The following is a 13,198-nucleotide window of genomic DNA, read 5'->3' as shown; positions in this document are numbered from 1 at the left end:
GGCAAAAAAAGATTGGGATGAAAATAAACAATCTTGTTTCTTTTTTTCGGTCCGCTATTCGAGAGGCCGTTGATCGAGATTGGAGGTCATCCACTTGCCGCACCTGCCAGGTTCGCGCCCCCTGTCCCTCTTCCTGGGTGTGCTGCTGTGCGGCTGCGCGCCGTCGGTCAAGCTGGCGCGTCCGAACATCAGCCTGCCCGAGCGCTTCGAGGCCGCGCCCGCAGCGGTGGCCGACGAAAAGCTCGACCGATGGTGGGAGCGTTTCAGCGATCCGCAACTTTCCGCACTTGTGGAACAAGCGCTGGCGCAGAATACCGATGCGCGGTCAGCCTATTTCCGGTTGCGCGAGGCGCGGGCGATACGCGACCAGTCGCTGTCGCAGCGGTTGCCCACGGGCGCGATCAGCGGATCGGCGCAGCTGCAGAATGGCCGCCAATTGTCCGGTGTGGACTTGTTCGGCTCCACGGCACAGAGCGATAGCCAGTCGCTCGCCTTCAGCCCAAGTTGGGAGATCGACCTGTTCGGCAGGCTGGGTGCAATCGGGGAAGGGGCGCGAGCCACCTATGTGGCGGCAGCCTATGATTATCACGCCGCACGGTTGAGCCTGGCCGCTGACGTCGCCAGCGCATTGTTCGAGGCGCGCGGCCTGGCGGTACAGCGCGACGATGCGCAGGAAGGTTTGCGGATCGCGCGCGATCTGGCACGCGCGTCGAAACTCGGGCGCGATCGCGGGCTGATCGCAGCGTCGGAAACCGCGCGGCTGGAAGGCGACGAGGCGACAGCCCAGGCAGAGCTTACCCGAATCGAGACAGCGTTGCGGAACGCCAAGCGATCGCTGCTGGTCCTGATCGGATCGCCGGACGCGCCGACGAGCAGCCTCGCCATCGACGCGCGGCTCGACACGCCGCCGCAGGTCCCGGCTTTGATGCCCGCCATGCTGCTGGCGCGTCGTCCAGACATATTGGCCGCCGAGGCGCGGGTTGCGGCAGCCACAAGCGCGGTCAAGGTGGACAGGTTGGCCCTGTTCCCGCGCTTCACTCTTCAAGGCAATGGCAATATCAGTCGCACCGCCGGCCCGGCCGTGGGCATTTCGAGCATCTGGTCGATCGCAGCCGGATTGAGCCTGCCGGTGCTGGACCGCACGCGGCTGATGGCACAGCTGCGCGCCACGCAGGCACAGGGTGAGCGGGCCGTGGTAGGCTATGAGGCGGCTGTGCAGGCAGGCTTTCGAGATGCCGACATCGCCCTTGCGCTGGTTGCAGCCGATCGGGCGCGATTGGCTGACCTCAGCCTTGCAGAGGAGCGGGCGCGCTTTGCCTTCGATGCTGGACGCAAGGGCTTTGCCGCAGGGCTTACCGACCTCACCACCTTGCTCCAGTCCGAACAGACCTGGCGCGCCGCGCGCCGGGCGCTCACCAATGCGCGGACGCAGGCGCTGACCAACGTCGTTGGCGCGTTCCGGGCGCTGGGCGGCGGATGGAATCCCGATGATCCCGCGACGGCGCCTGAACAGCCCGCCGTCGCCCTGCCTATCCAATCCAAGGAACTGCCGTGATCTTCAAGCCGCGTCCCCTTGCCATGACGCTTTCCCTGACGCTGCTGCTCACCGCCTGCGGGGGAAGCACGGACGGGGCGAAGGAGCCGCCGCCGCCGACCGTCAGTGTCGCGCTGGTCGGCGAAAGGGGATTGGCAGGAGGGCTCAGCGCTTCGGGCCGGTTGATCCCGCGCGAGGAAGTGGCGGTCGCGCCCGAGCTTTCCGGCTATCGCATTGCGCGCGTCATGGTGGAGGAGGATGCCCGCGTAGGCGCCGGACAGGTGCTGGCGGTGCTGGACGACACACTCCTGCGGTCGCAGATCGATCAGGCGCGCGCGCAATTGAGCCAGCAGCAGGTGGCCTATGAACGAGCGCGCATGGAAGCAGGACGCGTCGCGGGGCTCGACAATCAGGGCGTGCTTTCACAGGAAGCCATCGACCAGCGCCGCATCGCTGCCCGGTCGGCACAAGCCGCCGTCGGCGTGGCGAAGGCGCAGCTTGACGACCTGCTGACGCGTCAACGCAGGCTGATCGTGCGGTCGCCCGTCGCGGGGCGGGTGCTGCAACGATCGGCACGGCCGGGCGAACCATCGGCCTCGGGCACGATACTCTTCACCATCGCGCGGGACGATCTGGTCGAACTGGAGGCGGAAGTCCCCGAAGCGGCGATGGGCACATTGTCGATCGGCGATCCGGTCGCGGTGACTTTGGCGTCGGGCACAAAGCTGACCGGCAAGGTCCGGCTGCTGGGCGCGCGGGTGGATAATCAGACAGGCTTGTCACGCGCGCGCATCGCGCTGCCGATAAATCCCGAACTGCGCCCTGGCGGTTTTGCCAAGGCGGATTTCGTGAAGGCCACAGGATCAGTGCTGAGCGCGCCTGAACGCGCGGTCCATTATGATGCCGATGGCGCCTATATGCTGCTGCTCGACAAACAGGACCGCGTGCATCGCGCATCGGTGCGCACGGGACGGCGCGCGGCAGGGATGGTGGAGATAGTGAGCGGCGCGAAGCCCGGTGTTCGGGCTGTATTGGGCGGCGGCGCTTTCCTGCTCGAAGGCGACCGCGTGCGGATAGCGCCGAGCGGGAGGCCATAGACATGCGCATTTCCGCCTGGGCGATCCGGAATCCGATCCCCGTCGTCTCGCTGTTCATATTGCTCACGATCGCGGGGATCGTGGCCTATGTGGGGCTGCCCATCAAGCAGTTCCCCAATGTGAACTTTCCCGTCGTCAGCGTGACGGTCACGCAAAATGGCGCGGCGCCGAGCGAAGTCGAAAACCAAATCACCCGGCCAATCGAAAATGCCCTGAGCAGCGTCGCGGGGGTCAAGCACATCAGTTCGACGGCGGTGCTGGGATCATCGACCACGACGGTCGAGTTCGAACTGCACAGCGACATGCAGAAGGCGACGGACGATGTCCGCACCGCTGTCGAAAGAGCGCGCATCGATCTGCCGCCGGGCATCGACCCGCCGCTGGTGCAGCGGTTGGACATCGATAGCGCGCCGATCCTGACTTATGCCGTAAGTGCGCCGGGAATGGGCGATACGGAACTGTCGCGCTTCATCGACAAGGTGGTGACGCGCGCGTTGCAGGCGCAGGCGGGCGTCGCGCAGGTTCACCGCATTGGCGGGGCCGACCGCGAAATCAACATCGTGCTGGATGCGCAGCGCATGGCGGCATTGGGCGTCACCGCGCCGCAGGTGAACAATGCCCTGGCCGCGTTCCATAGCGACGATCCGGGCGGCCGCGCCGATGTGGGTGCGGTGGAACAGACGATCCGCGTTCTTGGATCGTCCATGACCATCGACCGACTGCGTGAACTCGCCATTCCGGTGCAGGGCCGCTACGTCCGCCTGGCCGACATCGCGGAGATTGGCGACGGATCGGCCGAGCAGCGCGGCTTTGCGCGTCTGGACGGCAGGCCGGTTACGGCGATTCAGGTCAGCAAGACGCGTGAAGCAAGCGACATCAGTGTCGAGGACCGGGCGATCAAGGTGATTGCCCAGCTTCAGGCCGATCATCCCGGCGTCACCTTCACCAAGCTCGTGTCGACGGTGGATTCGACGCGGCGGACCTTTGCATCGACCCAGCATGTGCTGATCGAGGGCATCTTCCTGGCGGTGATCGTCGTCTACATCTTCCTGCGCAACTGGCGCGCGACGATCATTGCGGCAGTGGCCATGCCCCTGTCGCTAATCCCGACCTTCGTCCTGATGTCGGCCATGGGGTTCAGCCTCAACAGCATCACTTTGCTGGCACTGACGTTGGTCATCGGCATTCTGGTAGATGACGCGATCGTGGAGGTCGAGAATATCGAGAAGCGGATCGAGACGGGAGAGACGCCCTATCGTGCAGCCCTGATCGGTGCCGATGCCATCGGGCTTGCGGTGATCGCCACCACCGCGACGATTATCGCGGTGTTCGCGCCGGTGTCGCTTATCCCTGGACAGGCGGGGCAGTTTTTCCGCGAGTTCGGCCTGACGGTCGCGGTGGCGGTGCTCTTCTCGCTGGTGGTCGCGCGTCTGTTGACACCGCTGATGGCTGCCTATTTCCTCGTTCCGTTGAAGGATCGCGCGCATCGGGAGAAGCGGCCGGTCAACCCGATCTATGGCCGCATATTGGATTGGGCGCTGGCGCATCGCTGGAAGACGATGGGAATCGGCGCGGGAATTTTCGCCCTGTCGCTTCTGCTCGCAAGCTTCGCTCCGGTAGGTTTCCAGCCAGTCGGCAATCCGGGTTATCTTTACATCGCCGTGCAGGGACCGCCGGGCGCGACGCGGGACGACATGGCGCGGGCGGTCAATGATGCGACCCGCATGTTGTCGGCAGAGCCCGCCGTGGAGCGCGTCTTCGCCCAGGTGGGATCGACATCGGGCGGCTTCAGCGCGGGCGACGACATGCGCACCGGCACGTTGACGGTGGTGTTGAAGCATGATCGCGATGTGACGACCGACGAATTCCGATCGATCATCCGGCCGAAATTGCGCGACATTCCGGACGTTCGTCTGTCGAACCAGGGTACATTCGGATCGGCATCGGTGAACATCGTCCTTGCCGGTGAGGACGGCCAGGCGCTGGAGCGCACGCAGACCGAATTGCTGCGGCAGATGCGCAAGGTGCCGTCCATTTCCGACCCGCGCCCAGCGCCTCCGCCTGCTGGCCCCGAGCTGATCGTGACGCCCCGGGCAGAGGAAGCGGCGCGGCTGAACGTGGACAGCCGGACGCTTGCCCAGGTACTGCGCATCGCGACCATCGGCGACATCGACGCGAGCGTGGCCAAATATTCGGATGGCGACGAACGCGTGCCGATTCGCGTGCGCCTGCCCGAAAGAGCGCGTCAGGATCTGGACACGATCGCGAACCTGCGCGTGCCCACGCTCGATGGGCAGACGACGCCCTTGTCGGCGGTCGCGGACATTCAGTTCAAAGCGGGGCCGGGCAAGATCGTGCGTTATGACCGGGAACGGCGTGTGTCGGTCGAGGCTGACCTGGTAGCCGGGCGAACGCTTGGCCAGGCGCTGCAGGAGGTCGCCGCGCTTCCCGTCATGCGGAACCTGCCCCAAGGTGTTCAAGAGGCCAAGGTTGGCGATTCGGAGGCGATGTCGGAGCTGTTCGGCGGCTTCATGCTGGCGATCGTCGCGGGTATCGGGCTGACATTTTCGGTGCTGGTGCTGCTGTTCAAGGGCTTCTTCAAACCGGCCGTCATTCTGGCGGCGCTTCCGCTGTCGCTGCTTGGCGCCTTTGCCGCGCTGGTGCTGTTCGGCAAGACACTGGACCTGCCAGCGATGATCGGCTTGCTGATGCTGCTGGGGCTGTGCGCGAAGAACTCCATCCTGCTGGTGGAGTTCGCGATCGAGGAGGAGCGGGCGGGAACGCCGATGACGCAGGCGCTGCGCAATGCCTGCCGTGAGCGCGCGCGGCCGATCGTCATGACGACGGTCGCGATGGCCGCGGGCATGTTGCCCACTGCGCTGGGGATAGGCGAGGGCGCGGAGTTCCGTCAGCCGATGGCGCTGGCGGTGATCGGGGGGCTGATCACCTCGACGGCCCTGTCGCTCATCTTCGTTCCGGTGATTTACGAGATCGTCGATAGCATCGAAAGATGGATCGCGCCGCGCGCCGCTCGGCTGGTGACGCCGCGTCAAGCGGGGGACGACGATCCATTTCCCACATGATGAAATTGTTGACGGACGCTCACTAATTGCTTGACCTATCATACAAGCATGTTCAATTAGAGATGCCTTTTAGGCACTCTCCTACACCTACTTGGGCCGGCCAAAAGCCGGCCTTTTCTTTGCCTGTTGCAATGGGACGCAAGAGGAGCGGGCACAAAAAAGGGCGCTTTCGCGCCCTTTTCTTTTCATTGCTGCAGGCTGACGGGTTCAGGGCAGCTTGGCAAGGTCCGCATCGATCGCGGCAAGACGCGCGTCGGTGACATCGTCAGGCGCATATTGCTGGATCGACTTCAGCGTCATGGCGCGGGCCATGTCGACCTGATCATTGGCCGTCATACCCGGGATATGCTTTTCAATGATCGCCTTGGCAGCGGGGTTGTCCAGCAGAACGCCGAGTTCGGTGTCGGTCGTGTTAAGCTTGGCATGGGCCGCATGTGCGGGGGCCGGGGTGGCAGCCGTCTGCGCGAGCGCGGGGGTGGCAACCGACAAAGCAGCAGCGGCAAGAATCAAAAGACGCATAAACAGGATCCTCCATTATGACCGGGCCTATATCGCACGGCTACGTTCTAAATTCAAGTCACCAACTTGCGCGGCCCGCCATAAAAAGTTCGACCGTCTGGCGCGCAGCTTTGATGAACTCCGCTTCCTTGATGGGGCCTGCGCTGCTTTCCTGCAATTCCCACCCGGTGATGGCGGACACGAACATCCGCGCGACCGCGGAGGGATCGCGCGCAGGAATGCCGTCACGCTTCGCCGCTTCGCTGATGTCGTTGCTGATCAGGCGGACGATGTAGAGATAGCCTGCCTCATACATCGCGCGGGCAAGTTCAGGGAATCGCTCCCGGTTGGCGAGCGTCAGGAGTTGAAACGCATGAACCTCCGTCTGGAGGACGGACCTGGCGATGGTCTGGGCATGATGGTGGAGCCGCTCGGCAATGTCGTCGGTGAGCAGGTGATCCTGCTGCGCCGAAGCGAGGGACCATTGACTGACCCGGTCCTGGATGACCGTGGTGAACAGCGCCTCCTTTGAAGGGTAGCGCGCGTAGAGCGTGCCCTTGGACACGCCGGTTTCCGTCGCGATATTTTCCATCGCGACGCCGTCATAGCCCAATTCCAGGAACATGCGCGTCGCCGTCGCGAGGATGGCTTTGTCGATCGCCGCAACCTGCTTTGCGTCGGGGCGGCCCCGCTTGGGGGTAAAGGTTTTTTCCATCTTGGTAGCTGGCATGATCACTTCTCTGACTCAAGCCATCGGCGGAAGCAATGGCCTGTCCCAAATCAATCGAACGCCCCCGATCGAATATTGACGCCCGTCGTTTCAGCCCATAGTATGAAAACTGCCGACATGCTCAAAATGTCCCACCAGCGGAGAGGGCTGAACATCCATGAAGAATTCCTCATCAATCCTGTTGCTCGCAATAGCCGGGACGATGCTGACGCCGCTTGCGGGACATGCCCGTGACACCAAGACCGCTGCAGAGCGCCGGGCGGCGGAAACGCTCGCGAAAATGACGGATGAAGAAAAGATCCGGCTGATCCACGGGCCGATGACCGCGCTGGTGCCTGTAGCCAAGAGGCCGAAGGACGTGCCCATCAGCGCGGGATATATCGAGGGCGTCGAGCGGCTAGGCGTTCCGATGCTGGTCGAAAGCGACGCGAGCCTGGGCGTGTCCAATCTGATGGAACAGCGCAAGGGTGATGTTGCCACGGCTCTGCCATCGGGACTTTCGCTGGCTTCCACCTGGGACCCGGAAATCGCGCGCGCGGGCGGGGCGATGATTGGTGCCGAAGCGCGCGCCAAGGGCTTCAACGTGATGCTGGTTGGCGGCGTCAATCTGGTCCGCGATCCGCGCGCGGGCCGCAATTTCGAATATCTGGGCGAAGATCCTTTGCTGGCGGGTGAATTGGTCGGCAATCAGATCAGTGGCGTGCAGTCCAACAACATCATCGGTACGATCAAGCATTTCGCGCTCAACGATCAGGAAACCGGACGCAATATCGCGTCGGTGAACATGGATGAGCAGGCCATGCGCGAAAGCGATCTGCTGGCATTCCAGATCGGCATGGAACGCGGCAATCCCGGTTCGGTCATGTGCGGATATAATCGCGTTGGCGGCACTTATGCATGTGAGCACCCCTTCCTGTTGAACGACGTGCTGCGGCGCGACTGGGGGTTCAAGGGCTATGTGATGTCGGATTGGGGCGCGGTGCACTCGACCGAAGCGATCGTCGCCGGGCTCGACCAGCAATCAGGCGAGCAGATCGATGGAAAGCCCTATTTCTCCAGCCTGATGGTCGAAGCGGTGAAGGCTGGCAAGGTGCCGCAGTCGGCTGTAGACAAGGCAGCAGGACGCGTCCTTTACGCGATTTATGCCCATGGGGTGGCCGACAATCCGCTGAAGGCAGGGCAGCCGATCGACTATGACGCCAATGGCGACATCGCACAGCGGGCCGCCGAACAAGGCATCGTCCTGCTGCGCAACGAAGGCGGCATCCTGCCCCTGGCCGCAACGGCGAAGAAGATATTGGTCGTCGGGGGCAATGCCGATGTCGGCGTCCCAAGCGGTGGCGGATCGAGCCAGGTCAATCCCGTGGGTGGGTTGAAGCGCGTCTCCAAGCCTGCCGAGGGTGGTCCGGCCGCTGGATTTGCGCGGCGTGGCTATGGCGGCACACCGCCGCTCGACGGACTGCGCGCCGAATTCCCCAATGCGGCGATCACCTATCTGGACGGCAAGGATGTCGCTGCCGCCGTCCAAGCCGCGAAGGCTGCGGACATCGTCATCGCCTTTGCCGAGAAATATGCGACCGAGGCAATGGACCATAAGGACATGTCACTGGGCGAAGGTCAGGACGAACTGATCGATGCAATCGCAAGCGCGAACGGCAAGACGATCGTCGTCCTGGAAACCGGCAATCCCGTGCTGATGCCCTGGCAGGCCAAAGTGCCGGCAATCCTTTCGGCCTGGTATGGCGGTCAGCGCGGCGGCGCAGCCATCGCGCGCGTCATCAGCGGCAAGGTGAACCCGTCCGGCCACTTGCCCGTGACTTTCCCGGCCTCTGTCGATCAGTTGCCAAATCCGGTGCTGCCGGGATCCGACGCGCCGCCAGCGGACAAGGAAACCCGCGCCATTTATGGCCTGCAAGCCGGTCTGAAGCCGTTCGACATCGTATATCCCGAAGGATCGGACGCCGGGTATCGCTGGTTCGACAAAAAGGGGTTGAAGCCGCTTTATCCCTTCGGCCACGGCCTCAGCTACACGCAGTTCCGCTATGAAGGGTTGAAGGTGACCGGCGGCAAGACGCTGTCGGTGCGCTTTACCGTGGCCAACAGCGGCCAGCGGGAAGGCGCCGACGTGCCGCAGGTCTACGTGACCCGGCCCGGCAAGGCCAAGCGGCTGATCGGATGGGCGAAACCGAACCTGAAGCCTGGCGAGAGCAAGGAAGTTACGGTGACCGCTGACATGCGCGTCCTGGCCGACTATGATGCGAAGGCGAAGCGCTGGGTTGTCCCGGCGGGCGACGTCAAGGTGGAGGTGGGCACATCTGCCGCCGATCCGGTGCTGACCGGCACGGCACGGTTGAACCGCATGACCCGGAGGCCCTGAGCCATGATGTCCAAGCGTTCGATGAAAACCTGCCTGCTGGCAGCCGCCGCGATCCTTGCGCTTGCGGAGGCCCCGGCCTTTGCAGCTCCACTCGACGATCATTTCCAGCAACCCCCCATGGAGGCGCGGCCCCGGCTGCGCTGGTGGTGGCCGGGCGATGCCGTGACGGACGAAGAATTGCGGCGTGAGATCAAGTTGATGGCGGACACGGGCTTTGCCGGTGCCGAAATCCAGTCCTTCACGCCCAATTTCGTTACGTTGACGCCGGACGAGAAGCTGCGCGTCAATCAATATGCCGAACCGTCCTTCTTCGCACATGTCCGCACCGCTGCGGATGCCGCAAGGCAGGCTGGTTTGACGCTGGACTATACGCTTGGGTCATCCTGGCCATCGGGCGGCGGCTTTGCCATCACCCCGGAACTGGCCTTTACCGAGCTTGCCATGGCGAGCACGGAGGTGAAGGGTGGCGAGGCAGGACCAATCAAGCTGAACATCCCCAAGCGCACCCGCCGCCTGGGTGCGCTGAGTTTCCTGGATGCGCGCGTCAAGGACCCGAAGGTTGCCGATTGGGGCAAGCGGATGGACGCCCGCGCCCGCACGGTGGCTGTGGTCGCCGTGAAGGGGAAGGCGCCCGTGCTTCAGCCGTCCGCGCCCGGCGCGATGGGCCTTACACTGACGCCATGGCGGGACGTGGTGACGGCGGGAACGCTGGACCCGTCCTCCAGCATCCTCCTTACGGACAAGATGAGCGATGACGGCACGCTGAACTGGACCCCGCCGCCGGGCGATTGGCAGATTTTCGTGTTCCGCCAATATGCGTCCGATGTCGGCGTGCTGGGCGCTGCGGGACAGGGGCCGCAGCTGATCCTGGATCACATGAACCCGCAAGCCTTTGCGACGCATGCCGCGAGGGTCGGCGATCCATTGGGCAAGAACCCGGCCGGTATCCGATCGACATTCGTCGACAGCCTGGAATTGATGCAGGATATTCAGTGGGGACCTGAATTGCTGCAGCAGTTCAGGAAGCGGCGCGGCTATGACCTGACGCCCTATCTGCCTTTCGTCGTGCAGCCGGGATGGATGCAGGCCTGGGCCGAACATTGGTCGCCCCCCTATTTCGATACGCCGAACAGCGATGTGGCAGAGCGGGTGCGCGCCGACTATCGCCGCACGGTGTCCGACATGATGATCGAGGGGTTCATCCAACCTTTTGTCGCATGGAACCATGCGCGAGGGCTAAAGGCAAAGTTCCAGGCGCATGGCGGCGCGTTCGACACGATCCGGGGATATGGGCTGGCCGATATCCCGGAAACAGAAGATCTACCGCATGAGGGCGATCCCTTCTTCATGCGGATGGCGCGGTCGGGTGCGCATCTTTATGGGCGGCCCATCGTGTCGGCAGAGAGCCTGGCATGGCCGAACCGCCCCTATGAGGTAACGCCGGACGAGATGCGCCGCAGGATCGATGCGCTGATCTCGGGCGGGGTCAATTCGATGATCCTGCACGGCTATAATTACCGTTTCCATGCCGAAGACTGGCCCGGTTGGCACGCTTTCCAGCCAAGCCCCTTTGCGGGCGGCTTTTCCAGCATGTTGAACGAGACCAACCCGGTGTGGCCCGCGATGAAGCCGATGGCGGCCTATATCGGCCGCTTGCAGGCCGTGATGCAGGCTGGCGAAGCAGTGGTCCCGGTCGCCTATTTCTACGGACGCTACGGCTATTATATCGGCATCGAGGATGATGGCGCGGGCAAGCAGGCAGCCGAAAAGGCGTTCCTGGCGGGTGGCTATGATTTCGACCGGATCAACCCCGATTCGATCGCGCATGCCCGGATCGAAGGGAAACAGCTCGTTTCGCAGGGCGGCCAGCGCTATCCGGTGCTGGTGCTGCCCCCGATCGACGGCATCCAGGCAGAGACGGCGGAGGCAATCGCGCGTTTCGCAAAGGCGGGGCTGCCGATATTCTTCACCGACCGCGCTCCATCACGTGACGAGGGGTTGGCCCAGGCGCGCCAACGCGATGCGCGGGTGAAAAAAGCGATCGCGGCCGCTTTGAAGGCGGGGGCAAAGGTGGTGCCCGCTGCCGGGTTGACGGATAGTCTGCGCGCGGCGGCGATCCCGGCCAATCTGCGCTTCACCGGCGATGCAGCCGACCTGTATTTCGTGCAGCGGCGTGTCGATGGCCGGACGGCGACCTTCGTTTATAATCGGGGGCAGGCCGATCGGCAGGTGACAGTGACGTTGCCGGGCGCTGGCGGCGTCACACGGTGGAATGCGATGGATGGGACGGCGACGCCCGTTTCCGCGCAAGCCGGGGGACAAGGCACGGACGTGCCGCTTAGCCTAAAGGCGGGGGAAAGCGCTTTGCTGATGCTTGATCCGCAGACCAAGGCTGTCACCATCCCGGCTGCGGCGATTGTGGGCAGCGTGGCATTGCCGGTGGAGGGCTGGCGGCTTAAGGCCAATGGTCATGTGCAGCGCAAGCCCTATGCGCATGATTTCGCTTCGGTCAGCTTGAAGGATTGGGCGGAGGTGCCGGAACTGTCGCGCTTTGCGGGAACGGCGACCTATAGCCGAGCGATCAGCGTCGATGCCGGCTGGCTGACCATGGGTACGCGCGTCATCCTCGACCTTGGCAAGGTGCATGATGTCGCGACGGTCACGGTCAACGGGCAGAGCCTGCCCACGCTGTTCAGCGCTCCGTTCCGCGTCGATGTGACGAAGCTGGTTCGCGCTGGCAAGAACGACATCAGTGTCGCGATCGCCAACGTTCCGCAAAATGCGATGATCGATCCCAAGGACACGATCTACAAGAAGCTGAAGCCCGTTGCGGCGGGATGGGTTGGACCGGCGAAACTGGAGGCACAGCGTTGAGAGGGCGGCGCTTCGCTGCCGCGCTCGCTTCCTGCCTGCTGATAGCGGCTGCCCCGGCCGCCCCTTCGCCCGAGGCGGAACTGAAGTCGGTCAACCCGGAGTTGCGGCCGATCGCGCGCGGCATCATGCAGGCGCAGCGGAAAGGAGCGACGTACAAGCCTTGGAAGCCCGGCCGTCTGCCCGCAGGGGTTGAGGAACGGCAGGCACCGGGATCGCGCGGGCATCCGCCGGTGCCGGTCTACGTCGTGAACGCCGGTGCGGAGCAGGGGCCGCCGCGCGGGGCGATCTTCTTCGTTCATGGCGGCGGCTTTATCGGCGGCGACGCGCGGGAGAATCTGCCTGCGCTCAAGAGCCTGGCCGAGCGGCTGAACTGCGTGATCGTATCGGTGCAATACCGGTTGGCGCCGGGGACACGCTTTCCCGGGCCGCTGGAGGATGCCTATGCGGGCCTGAAATGGCTGCATGGCAGTGCCGCTACGCTGGGCGTCGATCCGCGCCGGATCGTGGTCATGGGCGAAAGCGCGGGCGGTGGCCTGGCCGCCATGCTGACGATCGCCGCGCGGGACAGGGGCGAGGTGCCGGTCGCGTTCCAGGCGCTTGTCTATCCCATGCTGGACGATCGGACGGGATCGTCGCGTCCGGTGCCGCCGCATATCGGCCAGCTGATCTGGACGGCGGAGTCGAACCGCAAGGGCTGGCAGGCGCTGTTGGGGCGGCGTCCCGGTGCTGCCACCCAGCCTGAAGGATCGGTGCCCACGCGCGTGAAAAACCTCAAGGCTCTTCCGCCGACCTTCATCGGCGTCGGATCGATCGACCTGTTCGTCGACGAGGATGTGGAGTTCGCCCGCCGCCTCATCGATGCGGACGTGCCTACCGAATTGCTGGTGATACCGGGCGCCTTCCACGGGTTTCAGATGATCGCGCCGCGCGCGGCCATATCCCAGCAGTTCAATGCCGCGCTGGAAACAGCGCTTGCCCGTGCCTTATCGCCGGAGAAGAAATGAT

At 64.0% G+C, this 13,198-nt stretch carries 8 protein-coding genes; 6 read left to right on the top strand and 2 right to left on the bottom strand.

Features of this window, described 5'->3' with window-relative positions; all coding sequences use genetic code 11:
* Positions 1–94 precede the first annotated feature (94 nt).
* The 3 genes from MU848_RS13975 to MU848_RS13965 are packed head-to-tail and all read left to right on the top strand — an operon-like array spanning position 95 to position 5,714.
* Positions 95–1,555 carry an efflux transporter outer membrane subunit gene (locus tag MU848_RS13975; RefSeq protein ID WP_247233464.1) on the top strand — a complete coding sequence of 487 codons (1,461 nt, stop codon included), beginning with the start codon at positions 95–97 and terminating at the stop codon, positions 1,553–1,555.
* Positions 1,552–2,631, top strand: coding sequence for an efflux RND transporter periplasmic adaptor subunit (locus MU848_RS13970; RefSeq protein WP_247233462.1), 1,080 nt, complete (start codon positions 1,552–1,554; stop codon positions 2,629–2,631). Before MU848_RS13975 ends, MU848_RS13970 begins: the two co-directional genes overlap by 4 nt.
* Positions 2,632–2,633: 2 nt before the next feature.
* Positions 2,634–5,714, top strand: coding sequence for an efflux RND transporter permease subunit (locus MU848_RS13965; RefSeq protein ID WP_247233454.1), 3,081 nt, complete (start codon positions 2,634–2,636; stop codon positions 5,712–5,714).
* A gap of 207 nt (positions 5,715–5,921) precedes the next feature.
* On the opposite strand, the gene MU848_RS13960 is transcribed toward MU848_RS13965, so the two are convergent.
* Together MU848_RS13960 and MU848_RS13955 are read right to left on the bottom strand one after the other, a co-directional pair.
* A complete protein-coding gene (locus tag MU848_RS13960) occupies positions 5,922–6,233 on the bottom strand; it encodes a hypothetical protein (RefSeq protein WP_201515976.1) in 312 nt (103 codons plus the stop codon).
* A gap of 58 nt (positions 6,234–6,291) precedes the next feature.
* Entirely contained in the window at positions 6,292–6,942 is a 651-nt protein-coding gene (locus tag MU848_RS13955; RefSeq protein ID WP_247233444.1) for a TetR/AcrR family transcriptional regulator, read from the bottom strand.
* A gap of 157 nt (positions 6,943–7,099) precedes the next feature.
* On the opposite strand from MU848_RS13955, the gene MU848_RS13950 reads away from it, so the two are divergent.
* The 3 genes from MU848_RS13950 to MU848_RS13940 are packed head-to-tail and all read left to right on the top strand — an operon-like array spanning position 7,100 to position 13,197.
* Positions 7,100–9,319 (top strand): glycoside hydrolase family 3 C-terminal domain-containing protein, encoded by a 2,220-nt coding sequence (locus tag MU848_RS13950; protein WP_247233442.1) that lies wholly within the window; start codon positions 7,100–7,102, stop codon positions 9,317–9,319.
* Positions 9,320–9,322: 3 nt separating this feature from the next.
* Positions 9,323–12,193, top strand: coding sequence for a glycosyl hydrolase (locus tag MU848_RS13945; protein ID WP_247233439.1), 2,871 nt, complete (start codon positions 9,323–9,325; stop codon positions 12,191–12,193).
* Positions 12,190–13,197: an alpha/beta hydrolase gene (locus tag MU848_RS13940; RefSeq protein WP_247233437.1), complete on the top strand. Its 1,008-nt coding sequence runs from the start codon at positions 12,190–12,192 to the stop codon at positions 13,195–13,197. Before MU848_RS13945 ends, MU848_RS13940 begins: the two co-directional genes overlap by 4 nt.
* Position 13,198 lies beyond the last annotated feature (1 nt).

It is taken from the genome of Sphingobium agri, assembly GCF_023051225.1.
In the GTDB taxonomy this organism is placed as follows: Bacteria; Pseudomonadota; Alphaproteobacteria; order Sphingomonadales; family Sphingomonadaceae; genus Sphingobium; species Sphingobium agri.
This window is presented reverse-complemented; position numbering and strand designations above follow the sequence as displayed.